This window comes from Xanthomonas sp. F10, assembly GCF_014206815.1.
GTDB classification, from domain to species: domain Bacteria; phylum Pseudomonadota; class Gammaproteobacteria; order Xanthomonadales; family Xanthomonadaceae; genus Xanthomonas_A; species Xanthomonas_A indica.
In genome coordinates this window covers 2,603,760-2,628,077 of sequence record NZ_JACHNP010000001.1, presented here as the reverse complement: position 1 = coordinate 2,628,077, position 24,318 = coordinate 2,603,760, and the positions used below count along the sequence as shown (strand labels likewise).

The following is a 24,318-nucleotide window of genomic DNA, read 5'->3' as shown; positions in this document are numbered from 1 at the left end:
ATACACATGGCTAACCGTATCAAGAAGGGCGACCAGGTCGTCGTCACCACCGGCAAGGACAAGGGCAAGCAGGGCGAGGTCGTCCGCGTCGACGGCGACCGCGTGGTCGTCTCCAACGCGAACATCGTCAAGCGCCACACCAAGCCGAACCCGCAGGCGGGCGTCGCCGGCGGCGTGGTCGAGCGCGAAGCGTCGATCCATATTTCCAACGTTGCGATCCTCAACCCGGCGACGGGCAAGGGCGACCGCGTTGGCTTCAAGGTGCTGGAGGATGGACGCAAACTGCGTGTGTTCCGCTCCAGCGGTGAGGCGCTCGACGCCTGAGGAATGACACAATGACTTCCCGTCTCGAAAAGATCTACAAGGAAGAAGTGGTACCGGCTCTGATGAAGAAGTTCGGTTACACCAATCCGATGGAAGTGCCGAAGCTGGTCAAGGTCACGCTGAACATGGGCGTGGGCGAAGCCGCGACGAACAAGAAGATCCTGGAAAACGCCGTCGCCGACATGGCCAAGGTCTCCGGCCAGAAGCCGGTGGTGACCAAGTCGCGCATCTCGGTGGCCTCGTTCAAGATCCGCGATGGCTGGCCGATCGGCTGCAAGACCACGCTGCGTCGCGCCAAGATGTACGAGTTCCTGGACCGCCTGATCAACATCTCGCTGCCGCGCGTGCGCGACTTCCGTGGTGTCTCCGGGCGTTCGTTCGACGGCCGCGGCAACTTCAACATGGGCGTGAAGGAGCAGATCATCTTCCCGGAAATCGACTTCGACGCCGTCGACGCGATCCGCGGTATGGATATCGCCATCACCACCACCGCCAAGACCGACGCCGAAGCCAAGGCGCTGCTCGAAGCGTTCAAGTTCCCGTTCCGTAACTGATTGACGCCGGGATTCGGGATTCGGGATTCGGGATGGAAGGGCGCTGTGCCCGTCACATCCCGGATTCTGGAAATCTCCAATCCCTACTCTCGAATCCCGAGGATTTACAGATGGCAAAGACCTCCATGGTCAACCGCGACATCAAGCGCAAGAAGCTGGCGAAGAAGTTCGCCGACAAGCGTGATGCGCTGAAGAAGATCATCGCCTCCGGCACCGCCTCGTACGACGAGAAGGCCGAGGCCGTGACCAAGCTGCAGAAGCTGCCGCGCGATTCGTCGCCGAGCCGCCAGCGTACCCGTTGCGAACTGTCCGGCCGCCCGCGTGGCGTGTACGGCAAGTTCGGCCTGGGCCGCAACATGCTGCGCAAGGCGACCATGAACGGCGACGTTCCGGGCCTGCGTAAGGCCAGCTGGTAATTCCAGCGGCGCCGGTCCCGTCCGCGGGGCCGGGCAGGGCGGTCTAACCGCCCGCGTGTCGTTCAGACAACGAGTCCGACGCAAGTCGGACTTTTTGTCGTATACTCCCGCTCCTTGCCTCGCGGCAGGGACGGGTATGGCAGCCGCCGCGGGTTCCTCCGGTGGTTGCCCGCTTCACCCCCTGCGTCATTCCACCGCTCCACCACACAAGATTTTCGCGAAAGCGGATATCGGTGCACTCAAAGGTAGACACCATGAGCATGACTGATCCCATCGCCGACCTGCTGGTCCGCATCAAGAATGCGGCCGCGGTTGGCAAGCCGACGGTGAAGATGCCGTCCTCCAAGATCAAGGTTGCGATCGCGGAAGTGCTGAAGGCCGAAGGCTACATCAGCGATCTGCGGGTCAACGCGATCGAAAACAACAAGTCCGAACTGGAAATCGTGCTGAAGTATTTCGAGGGCCGCCCGGTCATCGATACGCTCAAGCGCGTGTCGCGTTCGGGTCTGCGCCAGTATCGCGGCAAGACCGAGCTGCCGAAGGTTCTCGGCGGTCTGGGCGTTGCCATCATTTCCACGTCCAAGGGCATCATGACCGATGCGCAGGCCCGTCAGGCCGGCGTCGGTGGCGAAGTCCTGTGCTTCGTGGCCTAAGGGAAGGAGCACTCACATGTCCCGCGTAGCCAAGAAGCCGATCTCCCTCCCGAAGGGCGTCGAACTCACCGTCCAGGCCGATCAGGTCAGCGTCAAGGGCCCGAAGGGCACCCTGTCGCTGCCGAAGCCGGCCGGCGTCGAAATCAAGCAGGAAAACGGTGTCGCCACGCTGTCGGCGAACGATCCGTCGCACATCGCCATCACCGGCACCGTCCGCGCCATCCTGGCGAACATGGTGCAGGGCGTGTCCGCGGGCTTCGAGCGCAAGCTCGAGCTGGTGGGCGTCGGCTACCGTGCCACGATGCAGGGCAAGGACCTGAGCCTGGCGCTCGGCTTCTCGCACCCGATCGTGTTCAGCGCGCCGGAAGGCATCACCCTGGCCGCTCCGACCCAGACCGAGATCCTGGTGCAGGGCGCCGACAAGCAGCGCGTCGGCGAAGTCGCCGCCAAGATCCGCGGTTTCCGTCCGCCGGAGCCCTACAAGGGCAAGGGTGTGAAGTACGCCGGTGAAGCCATCATTCGCAAGGAAGCCAAGAAGGCCTAAGCCAGGTCCTTCCGCCAGGAGTCCGGCCTCGCCAGGCCGGATTCCCCACGAACGCCTCGCTTCCTTCAGCTTCCGTAGGACACAGATATGACCATCAACAAGAACACCGCCCGCCTGCGTCGCGCCAAGTCGACCCGCGCCCACATCCGCGAGCTCGGCGTCGCCCGCCTGTCGGTGCTGCGCACCGGCCAGCACCTGTACGCGCAGGTCTTCACCGCCGACGGCTCCAAGGTGCTCGCCGCGGCGAACACCCTGCAGGCCGACGTCAAGGACGGCCTGAAGAACGGCAAGAACAGCGACGCCGCCGCCAAGGTCGGCAAGCTGATCGCCGAGCGCGCCAAGGCCGCGGGCGTCGAGAAGGTCGCGTTCGACCGCTCGGGCTACCGCTACCACGGCCGCATCAAGGCGCTGGCCGACGCCGCGCGCGAAGGCGGCCTGCAGTTCTGATCCTTGCGGGTGCGGCAATGCCGCGCCCGTCCTGCCGATGCGGGCTGCATCGGACCTTGGCGCGCCTTCTGTGCGCGCCCGGGGAACACGGCGCCAGACCACAACCACAAGCGGCAACGAAGCCGTAAATCTTTTCCTCTATCAAGGGCATCACAATGGCTGAAGAACAGCGTGCACCGCGGGGTCGTGATCGCGACCGCAACCGCGAAGAGAAAGTCGACGACGGCATGATCGAGAAGCTGGTCGCGGTCAACCGCGTCAGCAAGACGGTCAAGGGCGGTCGCCAGTTCACCTTCACCGCGCTGACCGTGGTCGGCGACGGCAACGGCAAGATCGGCTTCGGTTACGGCAAGGCGCGCGAAGTGCCGGTCGCGATCCAGAAGTCGATGGAGTATGCGCGCAAGGGCATGCTCAACATCGATCTGAACAACGGCACCCTGTGGCACCCGGTGAAGTCCGGCCACGGCGCGGCGCGCGTGTTCATGATGCCGGCGTCGGAAGGTACCGGCGTGATCGCCGGCGGCGCGATGCGCGCCGTGCTGGAAGCGGTGGGCGTGAAGAACGTGCTGGCCAAGGCCGTCGGTTCGCGTAACCCGATCAACCTGGTGCGCGCCACCCTGCGCGGCCTGGAAGACATGCAGTCGCCGGCCCGCATCGCGGCCAAGCGCGGCAAGAAGGTGGAGGATCTGACCCATGGCTAATGAATCCGCCAAGACCGTCAAGGTGCGCCTGGTGCGCGGCCTGCGTGGTACCCAGTCGCGTCACCGCCTGTCGGTGCGTGCCCTGGGCCTGAACAAGCTCAACGATGTGCGCGAACTGAAGGACAGCCCGCAAGTGCGCGGCCTGATCAACAAGGTTCAGTACCTCGTCCAGGTTGAGGAGTAATCGACCATGACTTTGCATCTGAATGATCTGAAGCCCGCGCCGGGCGCGCGCACCGAGCGCACCCGCGTCGGTCGCGGCATCGGTTCCGGCCTGGGCAAGACCGCTGGCCGCGGCCACAAGGGTTCGTTCGCGCGTAAGGGCGGCGGCAAGATCAAGGCCGGCTTCGAAGGTGGCCAGACCCCCATGCAGCGCCGTCTGCCGAAGATCGGTTTCCGTTCGAAGATGGCCAAGGACACCGCTGAGGTGCTGTCCTACCAGCTCGACAACCTGCCGGCCGGCGAGATCGATTTCGCTGCGCTGCGCGCCGCGAAGATGGTCCCGAGCACCGCGAAGAAGGCCAAGGTCGTCCTGAAGGGCGAACTGACCAAGGCGTTCGTGCTGAAGGGCGTCGCCGCGACCGCCGGTGCCAAGGCGGCAATCGAAGCTGCCGGCGGCAGCGTGCAGGAGTAACACACAGATGGCGCAGGCTGGCATGGGTAACCTCGGCGGCGGGCTCGGCAAGTTCACTGAACTTCGTCAGCGCCTGTTGTTCGTTCTCGGCGCATTGATCGTCTACCGCATCGGCTGCTATGTGCCGGTGCCGGGCGTCAATCCCGAAGCCATGCTTGCGCTGATGCAGGCGCAGGGCGGCGGCATCGTGGACATGTTCAACATGTTCTCGGGCGGCGCCCTGCACCGTTTCAGCATCTTCGCGCTGAACGTGATGCCGTACATCTCGGCATCGATCGTGATCCAGCTGGCCACGCACATCTTCCCGTCGCTGAAGGCGATGCAGAAGGAAGGCGAGTCGGGTCGGCGCAAGATCACCCAGTATTCGCGCATCGGCGCGGTGCTGCTGGCGGTAGTGCAGGGCGGCAGCATCGCCCTGGCGCTGCAGAACCAGACCGCACCGGGCGGCGCGCCGGTCGTCTACGCTCCCGGCATGGGCTTCGTGCTCACCGCGGTGATCGCGTTGACCGCCGGCACCATCTTCCTGATGTGGGTCGGCGAGCAGGTGACCGAGCGCGGCATCGGCAACGGCGTTTCGCTGATCATCTTCGCCGGCATCGTCGCCGGCCTGCCGGCGGCGGCGATCCAGACCGTGGAGTCCTACCGCGACGGCAACATGAGCTTCATCTCGCTGCTGCTGATCGTGTTGACGATCCTCGCCTTCACCCTGTTCGTGGTGTTCGTGGAGCGCGGGCAGCGGCGGATCACAGTGAACTACGCACGCCGCCAGGGTGGCCGCAATGCGTACATGAACCAGACCTCGTTCCTGCCGCTGAAGCTCAACATGGCCGGCGTGATCCCGCCGATCTTCGCCTCGAGCATTCTCGCCTTCCCGGCGACGCTGTCGATGTGGTCCGGGCAGGCTGCGTCCAACAGCACCTTCGGCAGCGTGCTGCAGCGCATCGCCAATGCGCTCGGCCCCGGCGAGCCGGTGCACATGATCGTGTTCGCCGCGCTGATCATCGGCTTCGCGTTCTTCTACACGGCGCTGGTGTTCAACTCGCAGGAAACCGCCGACAACCTGAAGAAGTCCGGCGCGCTGATCCCGGGTATCCGTCCGGGCAAGGCCACCGCCGACTACGTCGACGGCGTGCTGACCCGCCTGACCGCGGCCGGCTCGGTGTACCTGGTGATCGTGTGTCTGCTGCCGGAAGTGATGCGTGCCCAGCTCGGCACCTCGTTCCACTTCGGCGGCACCTCGCTGCTGATCGCAGTCGTGGTGGTGATGGACTTCATCGCGCAGATCCAGGCGCACCTGATGTCGCACCAGTACGAAAGCCTGTTGAAGAAGGCCAACCTCAAGGGCGGCTCGCGCGGCGGCGGTTTTGCCCGCGGTTGATTGCTATACTGTTTGAATCCTTCCGCGAAGACGCCCCGGTTCCCGGGCGCAGTCTTCCGACTTGAAGGGCGGCCCGTGCAGCGGTCTCGTGCGCGGGTGAGACGTAGTGGTCCTGCGCTGGAGTAGCGCGGGCGGCAAGGCGGAACCATCGCCTCGCCAACGACGTCCGGCGCCGGAGCATGGGCACACTCCCCATGCCGGGCTTGCGGAACCTCAGGTTCCGCGGGCTTCCATGTAACCCGAGACCTTGCTAGACTTACAAGTTCACTTTTTGATCCATCCTGCCGGATGGCGCCGTGGTGCGCCGTCGGGCCATCACTCAGTTGGAGAACCGCGTCATGGCGCGTATTGCAGGCGTCAACCTGCCAGCCCAGAAGCACGTCTGGGTCGGGTTGCAAAGCATTTACGGCATCGGCCGTACCCGTTCGAAGAAGGTCTGCGAAGCCGCAGGCGTGACCTCGACCACCAAGATCCGCGACCTGTCCGAGCCGGAAATCGAGCGCCTGCGTCTCGAAGTCGGCAAGTACATCGTCGAAGGCGACCTGCGTCGCGAAATCGGCATCGCCATCAAGCGACTGATGGACCTGGGCTGCTACCGCGGCCTGCGTCACCGTCGTGGCCTGCCCCTGCGCGGTCAGCGCACCCGTACCAACGCCCGCACCCGCAAGGGTCCGCGCAAGGCGATCAAGAAGTAAGGGACCGACATGGCTAAGCCCGCAGCAGCAAAGACCAAGAAGAAGATCAAGCGCGTCGTCACCGACGGTGTCGCCCACGTCCACGCTTCGTTCAACAACACCATCGTGACCATCACCGACCGTCAGGGCAATGCGTTGTCCTGGGCGACCTCCGGTGGCGCCGGTTTCCGCGGTTCGCGCAAGTCCACGCCGTTCGCGGCGCAGGTGGCCGCCGAGAAGGCCGGGCGCGCTGCGCTCGACTACGGCGTGAAGTCGCTGGAAGTGCGCATCAAGGGCCCGGGTCCGGGTCGCGAGTCCGCCGTCCGTTCGTTGAACAACGTCGGATACAAGATCACCAACATCATCGACGTGACGCCGATCCCGCACAACGGGTGCCGTCCGCCGAAGAAGCGTCGCGTCTAAAGGAGCGATAAGAAATGGCTCGTTATATCGGTCCTACCTGTAAGCTCGCGCGCCGCGAAGGCGCCGATCTTTCCCTCAAGAGCCCGGCGCGTGCGCTGGACTCCAAGTGCAAGCTGGAGCAGAAGCCCGGCCAGCACGGCGCGACCGCCCGCAAGGGCAAGCTGTCCGACTACGCCACCCAGCTGCGCGAAAAGCAGAAGGTCAAGCGTATCTACGGCCTGCTGGAGCGTCAGTTCCGCAACTACTACAAGAAGGCCTCGACCAAGAAGGGCAACACCGGCGAGAACCTGCTGCAGCTGCTGGAAACCCGCCTGGACAACGTCGTCTACCGCATGGGCTTCGCCGTCACCCGTCCGGCCGCGCGCCAGCTGGTGTCGCACCGTGGCGTGCTGGTCAACGGCAAGTCGGTGAACCTGGCCTCGTACCAGGTCAAGGCCGGCGACGCGATCGCCCTGTCGGAAAAGGCGCAGAAGCAGCTTCGCGTGCAGGAAGCGCTGAGCGTTGCCGAAACGCACGACCTGAACCCGTCCTGGGTCGAGGTCGATTCGAAGAAGTTCAGCGGCATCTTCAAGGCCGTGCCGGACCGTGCGGACCTGCCTGCCGACATCAACGAAGCGCTGATCGTCGAGTTGTATTCGAAGTAATCACATCGGAGAGCCTCCGGTCACGGAGGCTCGTCAGGAGAACCCGCAACATGACGGTTACCGCCAACCAGGTTCTGCGCCCCCGCGGGCCGCAGATCGAACGCCTTACCGACAACCGCGCCAAGGTCGTGATCGAGCCCTTGGAGCGCGGGTATGGGCATACGCTGGGCAACGCCCTGCGTCGCGTGCTGCTGTCCTCGATTCCCGGCTTCGCGATCACCGAAGTCGAGATCGACGGCGTGCTGCACGAGTACACCACGGTCGAAGGGCTGCAGGAGGACGTGCTGGAAGTCCTGCTGAACCTCAAGGACGTGGCCATCCGCATGCATACCGGTGACAGCGCCACGCTGTCGCTGTCCAAGCAGGGTCCGGGCACGGTCACTGCCGCCGACATCAAGACCGACCACAACGTCGAGATCCTCAACAACGACCACGTGATCTGCCACCTGACCAAGGACACGGCGATCAACATGCGTCTGAAGATCGAGCGTGGCTTCGGCTACCAGCCGGCCGCCGCGCGTCGCCGTCCGGACGAAGAGACCCGCACCATCGGCCGCCTGGTCCTGGACGCCTCGTTCTCGCCGGTGCGCCGCGTCGCCTACGCGGTCGAGTCGGCCCGCGTCGAACAGCGCACCGACCTGGACAAGCTGGTCCTGGACATCGAAACCAACGGCACGATCGACGCCGAGGAAGCCGTGCGCACCGCTGCCGACATCCTCAGCGACCAGCTGTCGGTGTTCGGCGACTTCACCCATCGCGACCGCGGCGCGGCCAAGCCGGCCAGCAACGGCGTGGATCCGGTGCTGCTGCGTCCGATCGACGATCTGGAACTGACCGTGCGTTCGGCCAACTGCTTGAAGGCCGAGAGCATCTACTACATCGGCGATCTGATCCAGAAGACCGAGGTCGAGCTGCTCAAGACCCCGAACCTGGGCAAGAAGTCGCTCACCGAGATCAAGGAAGTGCTGGCCCAGCGTGGCCTGTCGCTCGGCATGAAGCTGGAGAACTGGCCGCCGGCCGGTGTCGCCCAGCACGGCATGCTCGGCTGAGTCTTGCGTCTCCGGCCGGTGCCGCAAGGCACCGGCCGCGCGTTGTCCGCTTCATCCGCACCACCACGTCGACGGGTCGCCAAGCCCGCGGCGTCGCCCGGTCAAGGACGGCCGGCACGGACCATCCGCAGTCCACATTCAACGCCAGGACGGCGACAGCGATCCCCAGCAGTTCCACTCTTCCATAGGAATCCCAACCCATGCGTCACCAGAAATCCGGCCGCAAGTTCAGCCGCACCAGCGCCCACCGCGAGGCGATGTTCAAGAACATGGCGGCGTCGCTGATCAAGCACGAGCTGATCAAGACCACCCTGCCGAAGGCCAAGGAACTGCGCCGCGTCGCCGAGCCGCTGATCACCCTGGCCAAGGTCGACAACGTCGCCAACCGCCGCCTGGCCTTTGCGCGCCTGCGCGACAAGGAAGCCGTGGGCACCCTGTTCACCACGCTGGGCCCGCGCTACCAGGCGCGCCCGGGTGGCTACCTGCGCATCCTCAAGTGCGGCTTCCGCGCCGGCGACAACGCGCCGATGGCGTACGTCGAACTGGTCGACCGCCCGGCCGTGGCCGAGGAAGTGGCCGAGTAATCGGTTCGCACCTGCAGCAGCAAGGAGCCCGGCATGTCCGGGCTTTTTTGTTTTTGGGGCGGGGATCGGGGAGTCGGGATTGGGGATTGGTGGAGCGTGGTCGCGTGCGGGAAAGCGACTGCCACTGGCGCCATGACACATGGTGATGGGGCGCACGATCGCGGATAATGCGCGGATCGTCGCTGCGAGTCCGAGTCCGATGAATCCGTTACGCTGGGGTTTCCGCGCGCAGTTCCTGCTCGGCTTTCTGATCTGCGCCGGCTTGCTGGGCTATGCGATCTTCGTGCAGCTGCAGCTGGGCATCGAGCCGTGCCCGCTGTGCATCTTCCAGCGCATCGCGTTCGCCGCGCTGGGCGTGCTGTTCCTGCTCGGCGCCTTGCACGGGCCGCGCAGCGCCGGCGGGCGCAAGCTCTATGGCGTGCTGGCGTTCCTGGCCGCGCTCGTGGGCGCCGGCATCTCCACCAAACACGTCTCGGTGCAGTTGTTCCCGGACCCGATGGCCTCCTGCGGCCCGCCGCTGAGCTTCCTGCGCGAGACCCTGGGACCGTTCGAGGTGCTGCGCCGGGTGCTGACCGGCACCGGCGATTGCGGCAACATCGACTGGCGCTTCCTCGGCCTGTCGATGCCGATGTGGTGCCTGATCTGTTTCGTGCTGCTGGCCGTGTTCGCGCTCTATGCCGGCTTCAAGAGCCGCCGGCGCACGCTGATCTGAGCGTGCCCCTGTTGCGCGCGGATCGCTCGGCCTGACCGCCCTGGCGGCGCCGCTGGGCTGCCGCTGCGGCAGCGCCCGCGCAGCCCGCGCCCACCACCGCGCACGCACGTTCTCCATCCGATCCGGCCGCCGGCTCCACCGCTGATCGCGCGATGCGGGCCTGCGTCAGCGCGACGCGCTGGCCGGCGCCGGCGCGCCTGCGGCCGGCGACAGGACCTGGGCGAGGAACGCGGCCACCGGCCTGGCCCAGACCGACGGGTCGGCCTGGCCGAAGGTCTTGTGGCCATCGTCGCCGAACGGCGGCAGATCGACGAAGGCGACCGGCGGCGTCGAGCCGGCGCGGTAGGCCGCATACATGCGGTGCGCCAGTTCGCGCCGGAAGAAGTGATCGTTCTCGGCATACAGCCATAGCTGCGGCAGCGTGTTGGCCGCGCCCAGGGTCTTCTCCGCCTCGATCAGGCGATCCTCGCCGGCGCAGATGACCTCCTTGCCGTTGCTGCCGCGCCCGCCGGCGAAGCTGATGACGCCGCGCACACCGGGTGGCGGCGCATCGGCCAGCGCCACCGCGCCGAGCCCGCCGGCGGATTGGCCGACCACGACGATGCGCTGCGGATCCACGCCGGGAAGGCGGGCGGCGGCCTCGATGATCGCCGCCTCCGCCGCGGCGATCTTGCGCCCGGCGACGACGAAATCGACGTCGTGGCAGTTGCCGGCGCCTTCCAGATAGCGGCCGCTGGAGTTGCCGTAGCCGGGCCGCAGCGCCACCACCACCATGTCGCCGTGGGCGGCGAACCAGCGTGCGGCGCGGGCGAAGCCGAGGCGGGTGTCGGCGAGCTTGCGCTTGTCTGCAGGCGTGCCGTGGTGGATGACGATCAGCGGGAACGGACCGGGGCCGGCGGGGCGATACACGCGGGCGGCCAGGTCGTAGTCGACGCCTTGCACGACCACCGGCATCCGGAAGTCCGTGACGCGTGCGGCGTGCGCCGGCGGCGGTGCGGCGAGGGCGAGGACGGCGGCCGCGAGGGCGGCGGCGAACAGGTGTTTCAGCATGGGCGCGACCTGGCCTGGACGGATGCGCGGCAACGCGTCGTGGCGGTCCGTTGCGATCGGCAGGCCGTCGCGGACCTGCCTTCGCTGGGCGAGGCCACGGCCACGACGCGGCACGCGGCTTCGCTGCAATGCCGGACGGGTCGCGGCAAGCGGCCGGACCCGCCGCGTCCTGCGATCGCGGCGCAGCATCGTGGCGAATTCGGCGGCGTGGTACCGCTGCTCTGCCACGACGCCTGCAGCGCACGACCGTGCGCCGCAGGCCATCGCCGCGGCTTGCTCAGAAGTCCTGTTGCAGGCTCAGGTAGACGCCACGGCGCGGCGCCCACTGCGGCGCGAACACGCCGATGCCGCCGCCGTCGCGCAACTGGTAGTGGCGGTCGAGCACGTTGAGCACGGCGAGCTGCGCGTGCAGCGGGTGGTTGCTGGCCAGGGCGAAGTCGTGGCCGGCGCTGAGGTTGAGCTGGAAATACGCCGGCAACTCGCCGCCGTTAGGCACGCCGTCGGCGTCGGTGCGCAGGCCGCTGCCGAACAGGTAGTCGGCGCCGATGCGGCTGTCGTCGGCCAGGGCGTAGTTGATGCCGCCGGAGGAGGTCAGCTTCTGGTCGTGGTCCAGGTGGATCCAGTGGTCGTAGGCGTAGGCCAGCGCGTCCGGGTCGAAGTTGTACAGGCTGGTCATCACCCGCTTGCCCATGGCCTTGCTGTAGGCCGCGTTGAAGTAGGCGTTGATCGGGCCGTTGCTGTAGTCGGCGCTGAACTCGGCGCCGCGGATGCGGCCGTAGCGGTAGTTGAAGGTGGAATAGACGTAGGCGGCACCGAACTGGCCTTCGTCCTGCAGGCGGTCGGCCTTGCGGTAGTAGGTGTCCAGGCCCAGGGTCAGGTGGTCGCCGACCATCTGCGAGATGCCCAGGTCGTAGTAGTCGCTGCGCTCGCTCAGCGGCTTGGTCGGGCCGCCTGCTGCCGACTGCTGGTTGGTGGTGCCGTCGTACAGGGCGATGTCGCTGGTGGAGATCAGTTCGGTGGCCGGCGGGGTGAAGTAGCGCGCATAGCCAGCGTGCAGGGTGGTGCTGTCGCTGGCATGCCAGACCACGCCCAGGCGCGGGCTGAGCTGGCCCTCGGTGGTGCCGAAGGCCTTGTAGCGGTCGCCGCGCACGCCGTAGTTGATGGTCCAGGCGTCGCTCGGCTGCCATTCGTCCTGCAGGTACACCGCGTAGGTGCTGGCGTGGAAACGGCTGGCGTCGGGGATGAACAGCGGCACGTCGCTGCTCTGGCTGCCGTCGTCGTTGGCCGGGAACACGTAGGCGTTGTTGCTGGCATTGGCGTGTTCGAAGTTGCCGTACACGCCATAGCGCAAGGTGTGCGTGCCGCCCCACGGCGTGGAGAAGTCGGCTTGCAGGGTGCTGGCGCGGTTGGCGCGCTGCACCTGCGAGGCGATGCCGTTGAAGATCAGGTCGCCGGCGATGTCCGGGGAGAACGCGACGCTGCTGTAGCGCTGGCCGGCCGACAGCTGGTAGCTGGTGTCGCCCAGTGCGCCTTGCAGCACCAGGGTGCCGAAGCGGGTGTTCTCGCGCTGGTTCTCGTCGAGTTGCGCGGAATCGAAGCTGTTGTTGCCCAAGTAGGTGAACGCCGGCGTCTGCCCCGGGTTGTTGGGGATCTGGAAGCGGTTGTTGGCGTAGCCGACCAGCAGGCTGAGCCGGGTGCTCTCGTTCAGCAGGTAGCTGAGATCGGCGAAGCCCTTGCCCTGGTGGGTCTTGTCGTGGATCGGGTTGTCGCTGTCGGTCGGGTTTTCCATGCCGATGCGGTTCTGCAGGTAGTTGCCGCTGGCGAACCAGCTGAAGCGGCCGTCGCTGCCCCACCACGAGGCGTTGGGGTTGAGCGTGCCGTAGGAGCCGCCGGTGATGCCGACGCTGCCGCCGTTGCCCAGTTCCACGCCGTTCTTGGTGGTGATGTCGACCACCGCCGCGGTGCGGTCGCCGAACTGCGCCGGCAGTGCGCCGTCGAGCAGGCGGATGTTCTTGATCGTGCGCGGGTCCAGGGTCTGGCCGAAGCCGGAGATGGACTCGGGGATCATCACGCCGTTGATGCGGTACTGCAGGTTGGCGTGGTCGCCGCGCACGTGCACGCCGCCATAGGAATCCTGGACCACGCCCGGGGCCTGCAGCAGCACCTGGTTGAGCGGGGTGGAGGCGCCCAGCGGCAGGCGGGCGATGTCCTCGGCGCTGATCGCGTACTGGCTGCTGCCGATGTCCGGCGACAGCGCGTTGCGCGCGGCTTCCAGCTTGGCGGTGACGGTGACCGGGTCGAGATCGACGGTCGGTTCGGCGGCAGCGGTGCTGTCGGTGGCGGCGTCTGCGGCGAGGGCGAGACCCGGGGCGACCAGCAGGACCAGGGCGATGGCGGAGGAGAGGGGGCGACGTGTCATGGCGAGGCGGACCGAAGGAAGAGGAATTGTTACTTAATAACAGTGTGCTTTCGCAAAAACGCCGGCGTAGGCCGGAAGTCATGGTGGCGTCGCGGGGTTGCTTGCCATTCATGTCGCGGCGCTGCCAGCGTGACCGGCGTGCGGCGCTATGCGGCGCGCCCCGGCTCTGCGAACATCACACACTGCCAAGGAGTCCTTTCATGAATCTGTCTGCCGCCGCCGTGTCCGAATCCGCCTCGTCGTCCTGGTCACCCGCCAGTTGGCGCGAGCGGCCGGCGCTGCAGATGCCGGTGTATCCGGATCCGCAGGCACTGGAGGCCGCGCTGGCGGAGCTGCGGCACTTGCCGCCGCTGGTCACCTCCTGGGAGATCTTCGCGCTGAAGAAGCAGCTGGCCGAGGCGCAGGAAGGCAAGCGCTTCCTGCTGCAGGGCGGCGATTGCGCGGAGAACTTCAGCGATTGCGAATCCGGCACCATTTCCAACCGGCTCAAGGTGCTGCTGCAGATGAGCCTGGTGCTGGTGCACGGCCTGCGCCTGCCGGTGGTGCGGGTCGGCCGCTATGCCGGGCAATACGCCAAGCCGCGCTCGGCCGACACCGAAACCCGTGACGGCGTGACCCTGCCCAGCTACCGCGGCGACGTGGTCAACGGCCCGGAGTTCACCGCGCAGGCGCGGGTGCCGGATCCGCGGCGCATGATCACCGCGCACTCGCGTTCGGCGATGACCATGAACTTTGTGCGTGCGTTGATCGACGGCGGCTTCGCCGACCTGCACCATCCCGAGTACTGGAACCTGAGCTGGGTCGGCTATTCGCCGCTGGCCGAGGACTACCAGAAGATGGTGGGCTCGATCGGCGATGCGGTGCGCTTCATGGAGACCCTGTCCGGCGCGCAGCTGTACAACCTCAACCGGGTCGATTTCTACACCTCGCACGAGGCCTTGCTGCTGCCCTACGAGGAAGCACTGACCCGCGAAGTACCGCGGCAGTGGGGCTGGTTCAACCTCAGCACGCACTACCCGTGGATCGGCATGCGCACCGCGGCGCTGGACGGCGCGCACGTGGAGTACTTCCGCGGCATCCGCAATCCGATCGCGATCAAGGTCGGTCCGTCGGCGCAGCCGGACCAACTGCTGCGCCTGATCGACGTGCTCAATCCGGAGGACGAGCCGGGCCGGCTGACCTTCATCCACCGCATGGGCGCGGCGCAGATCGCCGAGAAGCTGCCGCCGCTGCTGGAGGCGGTGAAGCGCGACGGCCGCCGCGTGCTGTGGGTGTGCGATGCGATGCACGGCAACACCGAGAGCACCAGCAACGGCTACAAGACCCGGCGCTACCAGAACGTCCTGGGCGAGGTGGAGCAGTCGTTCGACATCCACGCCGCGGCCGGTACCCGCCTGGGCGGCGTGCATCTGGAGCTGACCGGCGAGGACGTCACCGAGTGCACCGGCGGCGCGCGCGAACTGACCGAGCGCGACCTGGAGCGCGCCTACCGCTCCAGCGTGGATCCGCGGCTGAACTACGAGCAGTCGCTGGAGATCGCGATGGCGATCGTGCGCAAGCAGAACGGGCGCACCGTCGCCATGCCGCTCACGTAGCGGGGTTGGCGCCGTTCGCCGGCGCGCAGCGTGCGCGTCGGCGCTGGCGTTGGGGACGGGGCACGCGGGAGGTACCGACGGCAGGCGTTGCCGTACGGCGGCCTGATATCGCGCTGCGGTCCCACTTTTTGCAGGAGCCCGTGCACACGCGTCGATGCCTGCTGCGGCTGCGGCTGTCCTTGCCTGGCACCGCGCTGCGCGCGCTCGACATCGCGCTAATCCCTGCGCTGCCAGACTATCGCGACTCCTCCCCCCGACACAGGAGCGCATCTTGACCCTCGATCTTCACTGGGTGCCCTGGCGTGCCTACACGCTGCCGATCGGCGCCGCGCTGATTCTCGGTTTTCTGGCCTGGTGGCTGCTGTTGCGCATCGCCCAGCGCATGCGTGGCCGCGACTACCGGCGCGCGCGCATCGTGCGCGTGATCAGCGTGCCGGTCGCCTTCCTGCTGCCGATGCTGATGCTCAGCTTTGCGCTCGAATCCACCCCGCTGGACGAGAAGGCACTGACCGACCTGCAGCACCTGCTGCACATCGGCATGATCGGCTGCGTGACCTGGCTGCTGGTGCGCGGCGTGGCGGCGCTGGAAACGGCGATCCTGCGCAGCCATCCGATCGAGGTGGCGGACAACCTCACCGCGCGCCGTGTGCAGACCCAGACCCGGGTGCTGGCGCGGGTGGCGATGGGCACGATCATCCTGGTCGGCACCTCGATCGTGCTGCTGACCTTCCCGGCGGTGCGGCAGATCGGCACCACCCTGCTGGCCTCGGCCGGCATCATCGGCCTGGTCGCCGGTATCGCCGCCAAGCCGGTGTTCGGCAACCTGATCGCCGGCCTGCAGATCGCGCTGACCCAGCCGATCCGGCTCGACGATGTGGTCATCGTCGAAGGCGAGTGGGGACGCATCGAGGAGATCGGCAGTTCCTACGTGGTGGTGCGGATCTGGGACGAGCGGCGGATGGTGGTGCCGCTGACCTGGTTCATCGAGAACCCGTTCCAGAACTGGACGCGCAGCAGCGCCGACCTGCTCGGCACCGCGTTCCTGTGGCTGGACTACCGCACGCCGATCGCGCAGGTGCGCGCCGAACTGGAGCGCATCTGCAAGAGCGAGCCGCTGTGGGATGGGCGGGTCTGCGTGACCCAGGTGACCGACACCAGCGAGCGCACGATCCAGGTGCGCCTGCTGGTCAGTGCACGCAATTCCGGCGATGCCTTCGACCTGCGCTGCATCGTGCGCGAACGCATGCTGGACTTCCTGGTGCGCGAGCATCCCTATGCGCTGCCGCTGCTGCGCGCGGAAGTGGCGCCTGAGCCGGTGCGGCTGTCGCATCCGCCGGTACGCGCCAGCGACTCGGAGGCGATGCGTTCGCCTGGCGCCGAGGATGGCGTGCCGGCCGTGCCAGCTCCTGCGCAGCGCGGCACTGGGTAAGAGGCGTCGCGACGCAGGGGGCGCGAACAGCACGTCGCCGGCACCCGATGCGGTGCCGGCGACGGCCTTGCCAGGTTGGCAGGCGCGTCAGTTCGGCTGCACTTCCCAAAGCTGATTGACGTTGCCCAGGCATTCCCACATCTGCACGATGGCGCCGTTGCGAATGCCGCCGGCCGAATCGTCCAGGCATTTGCCGTTCAACTCGCTGCGGATCTGGCCGCGGATCCGCCACGCCTGCGTGGCGGTGCCGGTGCACGCCATCATGCGCAGCGCGCCGCCGTTTTGGGCAGTGTTCGCTGCCTCCAGGCAATTGCCGCCGTAGCCCACGATCGAGCCGTTCTTGCCGAGTTGCCATTGCTGGTTCTTGGTGCCGTTGCAGTCCCAGAGTTGCACCGGCGTCCCGGCGGTGACGCCGAAACCGGCGACATCCAGGCAGCGTCCGGTCGAGACCCGGATCTCGCCGGTCGAGGGGCTGTACGACCAGCGCTGGTTGGTGCCACCGAGATTGTCCCAGAGCTGCAGCCGCGCGCCGTTGTTCGACCCGAGCGCCACCACGTCCAGGACCTTGCCGCCGCTGGCGATGAGCGAGGCATTGGTGAAGTACCAGCCCTGGTTCGAGGTGCTCAACGATTGATAGAGCTGGAGCGGTGCCCCATTGGCGCTGCTCACGCCGGTGATATCGAGCACCTTGTCGGTGCCCTCGCCGCGCAGGCTATGGCTGCCACGCTTGAACGACCACTTCTGCTGGCGGAACCCGTTGCAGTCCCAGACCTGCATCGAGGCACCATCGTTGGTATCTCCATTCCTGACGTCGAGGCATTTGCCGGACGGGCCCATGATCTGTCCGGGCGAACTGGAATCGTCCAGCGGCACCACGGTCGGCCGGTACTGGACCACATTGGGCACCGTGGTGAGGAAGGCGCGGGCATTGTCGGCCTGGTCCGGCACGCCACAGGCTTGCCCGTTGCAGGTGTTGATCGCCGGTGACGAATACACCAGGATCTCGCTCTGCCCATTGACCGCGTAAGCCATCGTGGTGTGGAAGCTGCCGGTGTCGCTGCGGTGGCCGAAATTGAAGCCCGGCTCCTGGCCGGTTTCGTGCTGGTGGCCGGAGCCGAGGAGGTGGCCGAACTCGTGGGCCAGGGTGCCGCGGGTGCAGTAGTAGCCACCGTCGACGCCGTCGGAGATCACCGCGTAGCCCCAGCGCGAATCGGTGCCGCCGGACTGCCAGGCGACGCCACAGCTCTGCTGGGAATTGTTGAAGCGTCGCACGAGGCCGACCATATCCGCGCCGAGCCGGTCGCGGGCATCGTGCAGCGGCACCAGCGCTGCGGCGGTCGCCTGGCTGACGCCGGTGAGTTCGTCGAGGGTGCCGTTGTTCAGTGTGTTGTCGGGGTAGTCGACCTGCACGGTCCCGACCAGGCGGTAGCGCACATTGATGTTGGCGTTGGCGAAGGATTGGTTCGCCGTCTCCACCAGATTGGTGAGCACGGTGTCGATCGCCGTGATGCCGCCGCGGTAGTCCCGATAGCCGGGCGTATAGCCGAGCAGCACGTCGATCGTGTTGGTCGAGGTGCTGCCGGCCTGTGCATTGACTTGCGCGAGGCTGCTGTATCCGGCGATATAGCCCTGCGCGGTGTCGCCCGGAGGCAGTTGGACGGCCGAATCGGCCAGGCGTCGCGCGTCCGCGCGGCTGCCGGCGGAATGCAGGTCGGCGCTGGCGGCCGCCATGATGTAGGGCTTGCCCTCGATGGTGGTGAGCTGGTAGGTCATGCCATCGATGGTGCCCAGCGACCCAAACACCGCGTCCTTGCCGAAAGTGATGACCGTCTCGTTGCCCATCGGTTGGCCGTCCACCCGGCCGACCCACGTCCAGATGCCGCGCCTGGCGTCGCGCCGGCTCTGATAGCTGATCTGCAGGTTTTTCCCGTCCGGTGTGGGCACCGTCATCGTGCCGTCGACGCTGGCCTTGATCGCGTGCGCCTCGCTGAGGGTGATGGGGTACAGGGCGAAGGCGCCGTCGTGTCCGGTCGGGGTGAGGCTGGTGTAGCGGATCAGGGCGCCGCTGTCCTTCGCGTCGAACAGGGACGCGCGCTGAGCGGCGGCCATTGGCGGCGCAGTGGTGGCCGCAGCGGACGCGTGCTTGGCGTCCGAGGTTGCGCTGTGTTTGTGATCGATAGCGCCCCCGCAGGCGCTCAGGCCAGTGCAAAGTAACACTGCCGCACTCCAACCCATCGCTTTCGCGATTTGCATCGTCTATTCCCCTGTGGTGATTGTCCGCCACCTATCTATCGATAGTGGCGCGTTTTTCCGGGGCGCCCGGAACTTGTCAAGGGTTAGAATCGACCGAAGTGGATAATTCTGTAGACATTTGCGTGTCGTGGCCGGGGGGAAATCGCGTTGCGGGGAGCGCGCCCAGAAGTCCCGTGGAGAACATCACAGATCCATTGGTGGGCATGTGTCGGCCAATGCGGTCTGCCCATCAGGAGGGGGCGCCAACGGCATGTCCGCCGACCCCGTGGTGTGGCGAGGCGGTCATCAGGTGGATGCACGTCGGGGGCGTCACGGTGTTGGCCGCCGTGACAGGGATGCGGTGTAGATCAGGCGGCGGGAGGATGCCGCCGGCGCCGCACCAGGTCGCGGGCCAGGATGCCGACCACGGCGAGATTGATCGCCAGCACCGCCCACGACGCCCAGCCGGGGTGGCGCACGATCGCGTACACGTCGAACGGCAGGTAGATGGCCGCGGAGACGCAGCCCAGCAGCGAGGCCCAGGCCTTGGCGCGCCACAGGCCCCAGGCCTCGATGAGGTGCAGCACGCCGTAGGCGAGCATGCCGGCGGCGGCCAGGTGCACCGCCCCGGGGCTGATCATGGTCAGCAGCGAGGGCAGGGCACCGTGGTCCGGGTCCAGGCTGAAGCGCACGATCAGTTTGTCCACCCCCGCGCGCAGCGGGGCCGGACCCATCAGTTCCAGCCCCGTGGCCGCCAGCACCGCGAGCAGGCCCTTGCCGGCCTCCAGCAGTGCGATCAGGTGCAGGCCCGGATGCGCATGCGGATCCGGGTTGTACGCCTTGTCGGCGGCCATGGGCGTGCGCTGCCGCTCAGCCCGCGCGGCCGGCGCGCTTGCGCTCGTTTTCGGTCAGGTGCTTCTTGCGCAAGCGGATCTCCTTCGGGGTGACTTCGACCAGTTCGTCGTCCTCGATGAAGTCCAGCGCCTGCTCCAGCGTGTACTTGATCGCCGGGGTCAGCTTGATCGCATCGTCCTTGCCCGAGGCACGCATATTGGTCAGCGGCTTGGTCTTGATCGCGTTGACGGTCAGGTCGTTGTCCTTGGAGTGGATGCCGACCAGCTGTCCTTCATACACGTTGTCGCCCTCGGCGGCAAACAGGCGGCCGCGCTCTTCCAGCGGACCCAGCGCGTAGGCGGGGGTGGCGCCCGGCGCGTTGGCGATCATCACGCCGTTCTGGCGCTTGGCGATGGCGCCCTGTTCCTTCGGGCCGTAGTGGTCGAACACGTGGAACAGCAGGCCCGAACCCTGGGTCAGGGTGCGGAACTCGTTCTGGAAGCCGATCAGGCCACGCGCCGGGATCATGTAGTCCAGGCGCACGCGGCCCTTGCCGTCCGGCTCCATGTTCTTGAGCTGGCCCTTGCGGATGCCCAGCTTCTCCATCACGCCGCCCTGGTGCTGCTCTTCGATGTCCACCACCAGCTGCTCGACCGGCTCCATCAGCTGCCCGTCGATCTCCTTGATGATCACTTCCGGGCGCGACACGGCCAGTTCGAAGCCTTCGCGACGCATGTTCTCGATCAACACCGACAAGTGCAGCTCGCCGCGGCCGGACACCAGGAACTTGTCGGCATCTTCCAGCTGCTGCACCTTCAGCGCCACGTTGTGCACGGTCTCGCGCTCCAGCCGATCCTTGAGCTGGCGGCTGGTCAGGAACTTACCGCCGGACAGGTCCTTGTTGCCGGCGAACGGCGAGTTGTTGACCTGGAAGGTCATCGAGATGGTCGGCTCGTCCACGGTCAGCGGCGGCAGCGCCTCGGGGGCTTCCAGCGCGCAGACGGTGTCGGAAATGGTCAGTTCCTGGATGCCGGAGATGGCGACGATGTCGCCGGCCTGCGCGCTGTCCTGCTCGATGCGCTCCAGGCCCAGGAAGCCCAGCACCTGCAGCACCTTGCCCTGGCGCTTCTTGCCTTCGCGGTCGATCACCGCCACCGGCATGTTCTTCTTCAGCACGCCGCGCTGGATGCGGCCGATGCCGATCACGCCGACGAAGTTGTTGTAGTCCAGCTGGCTGATGCGCATCTGGAACGGGCCGTCCGGATCCACGTCCGGCTTCGGCGCGTGCTGCATGATCGCTTCGTACAGCGGGGTCATGTCGCCGTCGCGCACGCTGTCGTCCAGCGAGGCGTAGCCGTTCAGCGCCGAGGTGTAGACGATCGGGAAGTCGAGCTGCTCGTTGGTGGCGCCGAGCTTGTCGAACAGGTCGAACACCTGGTCGATCACCCAGTCCGGGCGCGCGCCGGGGCGGTCGATCTTGTTGACCACCACGATCGGCTTGAAGCCCATCGCGAACGCCTTCTGGGTCACGAAACGGGTCTGCGGCATCGGGCCGTCCATCGCGTCGACCAGGATCAGCACGGTGTCCACCATCGACAGCACGCGCTCCACCTCGCCGCCGAAGTCGGCGTGTCCGGGGGTGTCGACGATGTTGATGCGGTTGCCCTGCCAGGTGATGGCGGTGTTCTTGGCCAGGATGGTGATGCCGCGTTCCTTTTCCTGGTCGTTGCTGTCCATCACGCGCTCGGCCAGCACCGTGCGCTCGGACAGGGTGCCGGACTGCTTCAGCAGGCAGTCGACGAGGGTGGTCTTGCCGTGGTCGACGTGGGCGACGATGGCGATATTGCGAAGATTTTCGATGGACATGCGAAAGGGGGCCAGCCGGCGCCAGAAGGGAGGAAAGGAAGCCACCTAGTATACCCGGATCCCGTGGCGCCTGCCGGCGCCCGGAGGCGGTGGGCCGGGCGGGCCCGTTCAGGCGCCGGCGGCGGGCACGGGCGAAGCCTGAACGAGGCGCCGTGTATCCTATGCGCCCCTCATGACGCCCCCGTTTCCAAGGAATCCCATGTCCCTGATCGCCCATTTCGACACCGCCCGCGGCCCGATCAAGATCGAGCTGTATCCCGACAAGGCCCCGCTGACCGTGGCCAACTTCGTGAACCTGGCCAAGCGCGGCTTCTACGACGGGCTGAACTTCCACCGCGTGATCGCCGACTTCATGATCCAGGGCGGTTGCCCGGAAGGCTCCGGCCGCGGCGGCCCGGGCTACCGCTTCGAGGACGAGACCAACAACGGCGTGCGTCACGACCGCGGCGTGCTGTCCATGGCCAATGCCGGCCCCAGCACCAACGGCAGCCAGTTCTTCATCACCCACGTCGCCACCCCGTGGCTGGACGGCAAGCACACCGTGTTCGGCAAGGTGCTCGAGGGCCTGGACGTGGTCGACAGCGTCGCCCAGGGCGACGTGATCAACAAGATCACCATCGAAGGCGACGCCGAGGCGGTGCTGGCGGCCAAGGCCGATCGCGTCGCCGAGTGGAACCGCACGCTCGACGCCTGATCCGGCGCTGTCCGCGCGCCCGGTCGCAGGGCCGGGCGCGCGGACCCTACGTGCTACCATTTCCCGGTTGATTGCCGCACCCGACCGCCGATGACGATGCGCCCCCTTGTGTTGTGCCTGCTGCTGCTCGTGATCGGCGGCGGCGTGCACGCGTGGTGGCGCGGTGCGGCCTCGGCGCCGTCGGCCGCGCTGGCCGCCGGCGACCCGCGGCGGCTGACCGGCGACGACGGCATCGTCATGCTCGCCGCCGACTGGTGCGGCTACTGCCGCAGGCAACAGGCCGATTTCGCCCGCGCCCAGGTCCGCTACACGGTCCTGGACGTGGAGCAGGAGGCCGGCCGCCAGGCCGCCGCCGCGCTGGGCCTGGAAGGCGTGCCGATCACCGTGATCGGCCAGCACGTGGTCGAAGGCTACGACACCGCCGCCCTGGACCTGCACCTGCAGCCGCTGGGCTATCGCGTCTACTGATCCACCCCACCCACTTTCTTAGCAGAGGAATCCCCCATGAAAGCACCCGTTCGTGTTGCCGTGACCGGCGCCGCCGGCCAGATCGGTTATGCCCTGCTGTTCCGCATCGCCTCCGGCGAAATGCTGGGCAAGGACCAGCCGGTGATCCTGCAGTTGCTGGAACTGCCGATGGAGAAGGCCCAGGCCGCGCTGAAGGGCGTGATGATGGAGCTGGAAGACTGCGCGTTCCCGCTGCTGGCCGGCATGGTCGGCACCGACGATGCCGAAGTGGCGTTCAAGGACGCCGACATCGCCCTGCTGGTCGGCGCGCGTCCGCGCGGCCCGGGCATGGAGCGCAAGGACCTGCTGCTGGAGAACGCCAAGATCTTCACCGCGCAGGGCGCGGCGCTGAACAAGGTGGCCAAGCGCGACGTCAAGGTGCTGGTGGTCGGCAACCCGGCCAACACCAATGCCTACATCGCCATGAAGTCGGCGCCGGACCTGAACCCGAAGAACTTCACCGCCATGCTGCGTCTGGACCACAACCGCGCGCTGAGCCAACTCTCGCTCAAGCTCGGCAAGCCGGTCGGCGGCATCGAGAAGCTGGTGGTGTGGGGCAACCACAGCCCGACCATGTACCCGGACTACCGCTTCGCCACCGCCGATGGCGCCTCCATCGCCGACGCGATCAACGACCAGGAATGGAATGCCGGCACCTTCATCCCGACCGTGGGCAAGCGCGGCGCGGCGATCATCGAAGCGCGCGGCCTGTCCTCGGCCGCCTCGGCCGCCAACGCCGCCATCGACCACGTGCGCGACTGGGTGCTGGGCAGCAACGGCAAGTGGGTGACGATGGGCGTGCCGTCCGACGGTTCCTACGGCATCCCGGAAGGCGTGATCTTCGGTTTCCCGGTCACCACCGAGAACGGCAAGTACACCATCGTCAAGGATCTGCCGATCGACGACTTCAGCCAGAAGTACGTCGACAAGACCCTGGCCGAGCTGGAAGAAGAGCGCAGCGGCGTGGCTCACCTGCTGGGCTGATCGCCAGCGCGATCGCGTCGTCACGGAACGCCGGGCCCCGCCCGGCGTTTCGCGTTTTGGGAAGTACGCAACATGATGAATCTGATCCACTGGCGGTTGTACGTCGCCGTCGTCGAATGCGGCAGCATCAGCGCCGGTGCTGCGCGCTGCGGCATCACCCAGTCCGGCGCCAGCCAGGCCATCGCGCAGATGGAGCACGTGCTGGGCGCGGCGCTGCTGCTGCGCGAGCGTGGGCGGATCCGGCCGACCCCGTTCGGCGTGCGTGCGCTGGCGCATGCGCGGGCGATGCTGGCCGAGCTGGGGCAGATCCAGACCCTGGCCAGGGCGCAGCATGCACCGGGTGCGGCCTCGCTGCGGGTCGCCGGGTTCGCCTCGTCGCGGCCGTGGCTGGCGCCGCGCCTGCGCGCGTTCGAGCGGACGCATCCGGACACGCGCGTGGTCTGGCTGGAAGGCAGCGACGAGGAGGTCGAAGCCTGGCTGGCGGCAGGCACGATCGACCTGGGCGTGGTGCTGGACCCGGCGCCGGAGCGCGATGCCATCGTGTTCGGCATGGACGAGTGGCTGGCGGCGCTGCCGCCGGCGCTGGCGCGCCCGCAGGCGCGCGATATCGCCCTGGCGGAGCTGCTGGCGCTGCCGTTCGTGCTGGCCACCGGCGGCTGCTGGCTGCATGCGCAGCGCTTGGCCGAACGCGCCGGACTGGCGATCGCCGACCTGCGCCTGCAGGTGCGCGACTGGTCCAGCGCCTGGACCCTGGTGCGCGACGGCGCGGGCGCCAGCCTGCTGCCGGCGTCGGTGTTGCCGGCCGAGCGCGACGGCGTGCAGGTGTTGCCGTTGCAGCCGCGGCTGCAGCGTCGCTTCGCGCTGGTCGCCGCGGCGCACCCGGCGTCTGCCGCACTGCAGTTACGTGCTTTCCTGGTGCAAGCCATTAGCGGCGCTACTGACCCGCCCTGACATTCTTGTTTCTCCGCAGG

General features: G+C 67.1%; 27 protein-coding genes. 22 read left to right on the top strand and 5 right to left on the bottom strand.

The window, feature by feature from the left end; translation table 11 throughout:
- Nucleotides 1-6: 6 nt before the first annotated feature.
- From rplX to FHR56_RS11470, 16 genes are all read left to right on the top strand, one after another.
- Nucleotides 7-324, top strand: coding sequence for a 50S ribosomal protein L24 (gene rplX / locus FHR56_RS11545; RefSeq protein WP_010341604.1), 318 nt, complete (start codon nucleotides 7-9; stop codon nucleotides 322-324).
- Between the two features lie 11 nt (nucleotides 325-335).
- Complete coding sequence (gene rplE / locus FHR56_RS11540; protein WP_010341606.1) at nucleotides 336-878, top strand: 50S ribosomal protein L5; 543 nt, start codon at nucleotides 336-338, stop codon at nucleotides 876-878.
- A 110-nt stretch (nucleotides 879-988) separates the two neighbouring features.
- Nucleotides 989-1,294, top strand: a complete 306-nt coding sequence (rpsN, locus tag FHR56_RS11535) for a 30S ribosomal protein S14 (RefSeq protein WP_010341607.1) — start codon at nucleotides 989-991, stop codon at nucleotides 1,292-1,294.
- Nucleotides 1,295-1,548: 254 nt separating this feature from the next.
- On the top strand, nucleotides 1,549-1,947 hold the full coding sequence (gene rpsH / locus FHR56_RS11530; RefSeq protein WP_010340446.1) for a 30S ribosomal protein S8: 399 nt from the start codon (nucleotides 1,549-1,551) through the stop codon (nucleotides 1,945-1,947).
- 16 nt (nucleotides 1,948-1,963) lie between these two features.
- Entirely contained in the window at nucleotides 1,964-2,491 is a 528-nt protein-coding gene (rplF, locus tag FHR56_RS11525; protein WP_017908703.1) for a 50S ribosomal protein L6, read from the top strand.
- Nucleotides 2,492-2,578: 87 nt separating this feature from the next.
- Entirely contained in the window at nucleotides 2,579-2,938 is a 360-nt protein-coding gene (gene rplR / locus FHR56_RS11520) for a 50S ribosomal protein L18 (protein WP_184502566.1), read from the top strand.
- Between the two features lie 155 nt (nucleotides 2,939-3,093).
- Nucleotides 3,094-3,639 carry a 30S ribosomal protein S5 gene (gene rpsE, locus FHR56_RS11515; RefSeq protein ID WP_010340449.1) on the top strand — a complete coding sequence of 182 codons (546 nt, stop codon included), beginning with the start codon at nucleotides 3,094-3,096 and terminating at the stop codon, nucleotides 3,637-3,639.
- Nucleotides 3,632-3,823: a 50S ribosomal protein L30 gene (gene rpmD / locus FHR56_RS11510; protein ID WP_019796104.1), complete on the top strand. Its 192-nt coding sequence runs from the start codon at nucleotides 3,632-3,634 to the stop codon at nucleotides 3,821-3,823. Before rpsE ends, rpmD begins: the two co-directional genes overlap by 8 nt.
- A gap of 6 nt (nucleotides 3,824-3,829) precedes the next feature.
- Nucleotides 3,830-4,273 (top strand): 50S ribosomal protein L15, encoded by a 444-nt coding sequence (gene rplO / locus FHR56_RS11505; protein ID WP_184502565.1) that lies wholly within the window; start codon nucleotides 3,830-3,832, stop codon nucleotides 4,271-4,273.
- A gap of 7 nt (nucleotides 4,274-4,280) precedes the next feature.
- Complete coding sequence (secY, locus tag FHR56_RS11500; protein WP_184502564.1) at nucleotides 4,281-5,651, top strand: preprotein translocase subunit SecY; 1,371 nt, start codon at nucleotides 4,281-4,283, stop codon at nucleotides 5,649-5,651.
- 338 nt (nucleotides 5,652-5,989) lie between these two features.
- The gene (gene rpsM / locus FHR56_RS11495) at nucleotides 5,990-6,346 is read left to right on the top strand and encodes a 30S ribosomal protein S13 (protein ID WP_010340453.1); all 357 of its coding nucleotides are present in this window, start codon (nucleotides 5,990-5,992) and stop codon (nucleotides 6,344-6,346) included.
- Between the two features lie 9 nt (nucleotides 6,347-6,355).
- A complete protein-coding gene (gene rpsK, locus FHR56_RS11490; RefSeq protein WP_003470632.1) occupies nucleotides 6,356-6,748 on the top strand; it encodes a 30S ribosomal protein S11 in 393 nt (130 codons plus the stop codon).
- 14 nt (nucleotides 6,749-6,762) lie between these two features.
- The gene (gene rpsD, locus FHR56_RS11485; RefSeq protein ID WP_184502563.1) at nucleotides 6,763-7,392 is read left to right on the top strand and encodes a 30S ribosomal protein S4; all 630 of its coding nucleotides are present in this window, start codon (nucleotides 6,763-6,765) and stop codon (nucleotides 7,390-7,392) included.
- A 50-nt stretch (nucleotides 7,393-7,442) separates the two neighbouring features.
- Nucleotides 7,443-8,441: a DNA-directed RNA polymerase subunit alpha gene (gene rpoA / locus FHR56_RS11480; protein WP_010340455.1), complete on the top strand. Its 999-nt coding sequence runs from the start codon at nucleotides 7,443-7,445 to the stop codon at nucleotides 8,439-8,441.
- 200 nt (nucleotides 8,442-8,641) lie between these two features.
- Nucleotides 8,642-9,025: a 50S ribosomal protein L17 gene (gene rplQ, locus FHR56_RS11475; protein ID WP_010340456.1), complete on the top strand. Its 384-nt coding sequence runs from the start codon at nucleotides 8,642-8,644 to the stop codon at nucleotides 9,023-9,025.
- 199 nt (nucleotides 9,026-9,224) lie between these two features.
- Nucleotides 9,225-9,737: a disulfide bond formation protein B gene (locus tag FHR56_RS11470; protein ID WP_184502562.1), complete on the top strand. Its 513-nt coding sequence runs from the start codon at nucleotides 9,225-9,227 to the stop codon at nucleotides 9,735-9,737.
- Between the two features lie 165 nt (nucleotides 9,738-9,902).
- On the opposite strand, the gene FHR56_RS11465 is transcribed toward FHR56_RS11470, so the two are convergent.
- Nucleotides 9,903-10,787 (bottom strand): CocE/NonD family hydrolase, encoded by an 885-nt coding sequence (locus FHR56_RS11465; protein WP_184502561.1) that lies wholly within the window; start codon nucleotides 10,785-10,787, stop codon nucleotides 9,903-9,905.
- 277 nt (nucleotides 10,788-11,064) lie between these two features.
- A complete protein-coding gene (locus FHR56_RS11460) occupies nucleotides 11,065-13,206 on the bottom strand; it encodes a TonB-dependent receptor (RefSeq protein WP_184502560.1) in 2,142 nt (713 codons plus the stop codon).
- Between the two features lie 200 nt (nucleotides 13,207-13,406).
- Between FHR56_RS11460 and FHR56_RS11455 the strand changes: the two genes are divergently transcribed.
- A complete protein-coding gene (locus tag FHR56_RS11455; protein ID WP_184502559.1) occupies nucleotides 13,407-14,801 on the top strand; it encodes a 3-deoxy-7-phosphoheptulonate synthase class II in 1,395 nt (464 codons plus the stop codon).
- A gap of 271 nt (nucleotides 14,802-15,072) precedes the next feature.
- A complete protein-coding gene (locus tag FHR56_RS11450; RefSeq protein WP_184502558.1) occupies nucleotides 15,073-16,230 on the top strand; it encodes a mechanosensitive ion channel domain-containing protein in 1,158 nt (385 codons plus the stop codon).
- A gap of 87 nt (nucleotides 16,231-16,317) precedes the next feature.
- On the opposite strand, the gene FHR56_RS11445 is transcribed toward FHR56_RS11450, so the two are convergent.
- The 3 genes from FHR56_RS11445 to typA form a co-directional block, all read right to left on the bottom strand.
- Nucleotides 16,318-18,483: a ricin-type beta-trefoil lectin domain protein gene (locus FHR56_RS11445; protein ID WP_260400263.1), complete on the bottom strand. Its 2,166-nt coding sequence runs from the start codon at nucleotides 18,481-18,483 to the stop codon at nucleotides 16,318-16,320.
- Nucleotides 18,484-18,830: 347 nt separating this feature from the next.
- Nucleotides 18,831-19,316 (bottom strand): DUF2127 domain-containing protein, encoded by a 486-nt coding sequence (locus tag FHR56_RS11440; protein ID WP_184502557.1) that lies wholly within the window; start codon nucleotides 19,314-19,316, stop codon nucleotides 18,831-18,833.
- 16 nt (nucleotides 19,317-19,332) lie between these two features.
- Entirely contained in the window at nucleotides 19,333-21,162 is a 1,830-nt protein-coding gene (typA, locus tag FHR56_RS11435; protein ID WP_010340464.1) for a translational GTPase TypA, read from the bottom strand.
- Nucleotides 21,163-21,361: 199 nt separating this feature from the next.
- On the opposite strand from typA, the gene FHR56_RS11430 reads away from it, so the two are divergent.
- The 4 genes from FHR56_RS11430 to FHR56_RS11415 all read left to right on the top strand — a co-directional run bounded on the left by FHR56_RS11430 (nucleotide 21,362) and on the right by FHR56_RS11415 (nucleotide 24,298).
- Entirely contained in the window at nucleotides 21,362-21,856 is a 495-nt protein-coding gene (locus FHR56_RS11430; RefSeq protein WP_184502556.1) for a peptidylprolyl isomerase, read from the top strand.
- A gap of 90 nt (nucleotides 21,857-21,946) precedes the next feature.
- Nucleotides 21,947-22,324 (top strand): glutaredoxin family protein, encoded by a 378-nt coding sequence (locus tag FHR56_RS11425; RefSeq protein ID WP_184502555.1) that lies wholly within the window; start codon nucleotides 21,947-21,949, stop codon nucleotides 22,322-22,324.
- A gap of 36 nt (nucleotides 22,325-22,360) precedes the next feature.
- A complete protein-coding gene (locus tag FHR56_RS11420; RefSeq protein WP_010340467.1) occupies nucleotides 22,361-23,347 on the top strand; it encodes a malate dehydrogenase in 987 nt (328 codons plus the stop codon).
- A gap of 72 nt (nucleotides 23,348-23,419) precedes the next feature.
- Nucleotides 23,420-24,298: a LysR family transcriptional regulator gene (locus tag FHR56_RS11415; RefSeq protein WP_184502554.1), complete on the top strand. Its 879-nt coding sequence runs from the start codon at nucleotides 23,420-23,422 to the stop codon at nucleotides 24,296-24,298.
- The last annotated feature ends 20 nt before the right edge of the window (nucleotides 24,299-24,318 follow it).

What these genes read in the sequence shown, in the direction of transcription:
- rplX (WP_010341604.1), top strand. Translation starts at nt 7, where the DNA reads ATGGCTAACCGTATCAAGAAGGGCGACCAGGTCGTCGTCACCACCGGC.
- rplE (WP_010341606.1), top strand. Translation starts at nt 336, where the DNA reads ATGACTTCCCGTCTCGAAAAGATCTACAAGGAAGAAGTGGTACCGGCT.
- rpsN (WP_010341607.1), top strand. Translation starts at nt 989, where the DNA reads ATGGCAAAGACCTCCATGGTCAACCGCGACATCAAGCGCAAGAAGCTG.
- rpsH (WP_010340446.1), top strand. Translation starts at nt 1,549, where the DNA reads ATGAGCATGACTGATCCCATCGCCGACCTGCTGGTCCGCATCAAGAAT.
- rplF (WP_017908703.1), top strand. Translation starts at nt 1,964, where the DNA reads ATGTCCCGCGTAGCCAAGAAGCCGATCTCCCTCCCGAAGGGCGTCGAA.
- rplR (WP_184502566.1), top strand. Translation starts at nt 2,579, where the DNA reads ATGACCATCAACAAGAACACCGCCCGCCTGCGTCGCGCCAAGTCGACC.
- rpsE (WP_010340449.1), top strand. Translation starts at nt 3,094, where the DNA reads ATGGCTGAAGAACAGCGTGCACCGCGGGGTCGTGATCGCGACCGCAAC.
- rpmD (WP_019796104.1), top strand. Translation starts at nt 3,632, where the DNA reads ATGGCTAATGAATCCGCCAAGACCGTCAAGGTGCGCCTGGTGCGCGGC.
- rplO (WP_184502565.1), top strand. Translation starts at nt 3,830, where the DNA reads ATGACTTTGCATCTGAATGATCTGAAGCCCGCGCCGGGCGCGCGCACC.
- secY (WP_184502564.1), top strand. Translation starts at nt 4,281, where the DNA reads ATGGCGCAGGCTGGCATGGGTAACCTCGGCGGCGGGCTCGGCAAGTTC.
- rpsM (WP_010340453.1), top strand. Translation starts at nt 5,990, where the DNA reads ATGGCGCGTATTGCAGGCGTCAACCTGCCAGCCCAGAAGCACGTCTGG.
- rpsK (WP_003470632.1), top strand. Translation starts at nt 6,356, where the DNA reads ATGGCTAAGCCCGCAGCAGCAAAGACCAAGAAGAAGATCAAGCGCGTC.
- rpsD (WP_184502563.1), top strand. Translation starts at nt 6,763, where the DNA reads ATGGCTCGTTATATCGGTCCTACCTGTAAGCTCGCGCGCCGCGAAGGC.
- rpoA (WP_010340455.1), top strand. Translation starts at nt 7,443, where the DNA reads ATGACGGTTACCGCCAACCAGGTTCTGCGCCCCCGCGGGCCGCAGATC.
- rplQ (WP_010340456.1), top strand. Translation starts at nt 8,642, where the DNA reads ATGCGTCACCAGAAATCCGGCCGCAAGTTCAGCCGCACCAGCGCCCAC.
- FHR56_RS11470 (WP_184502562.1), top strand. Translation starts at nt 9,225, where the DNA reads ATGAATCCGTTACGCTGGGGTTTCCGCGCGCAGTTCCTGCTCGGCTTT.
- FHR56_RS11465 (WP_184502561.1), bottom strand. Translation starts at nt 10,787, where the DNA reads ATGCTGAAACACCTGTTCGCCGCCGCCCTCGCGGCCGCCGTCCTCGCC.
- FHR56_RS11460 (WP_184502560.1), bottom strand. Translation starts at nt 13,206, where the DNA reads ATGACACGTCGCCCCCTCTCCTCCGCCATCGCCCTGGTCCTGCTGGTC.
- FHR56_RS11455 (WP_184502559.1), top strand. Translation starts at nt 13,407, where the DNA reads ATGAATCTGTCTGCCGCCGCCGTGTCCGAATCCGCCTCGTCGTCCTGG.
- FHR56_RS11445 (WP_260400263.1), bottom strand. Translation starts at nt 18,483, where the DNA reads ATGCAAATCGCGAAAGCGATGGGTTGGAGTGCGGCAGTGTTACTTTGC.
- FHR56_RS11440 (WP_184502557.1), bottom strand. Translation starts at nt 19,316, where the DNA reads ATGGCCGCCGACAAGGCGTACAACCCGGATCCGCATGCGCATCCGGGC.
- typA (WP_010340464.1), bottom strand. Translation starts at nt 21,162, where the DNA reads ATGTCCATCGAAAATCTTCGCAATATCGCCATCGTCGCCCACGTCGAC.
- FHR56_RS11430 (WP_184502556.1), top strand. Translation starts at nt 21,362, where the DNA reads ATGTCCCTGATCGCCCATTTCGACACCGCCCGCGGCCCGATCAAGATC.
- FHR56_RS11425 (WP_184502555.1), top strand. Translation starts at nt 21,947, where the DNA reads ATGACGATGCGCCCCCTTGTGTTGTGCCTGCTGCTGCTCGTGATCGGC.
- FHR56_RS11420 (WP_010340467.1), top strand. Translation starts at nt 22,361, where the DNA reads ATGAAAGCACCCGTTCGTGTTGCCGTGACCGGCGCCGCCGGCCAGATC.
- FHR56_RS11415 (WP_184502554.1), top strand. Translation starts at nt 23,420, where the DNA reads ATGATGAATCTGATCCACTGGCGGTTGTACGTCGCCGTCGTCGAATGC.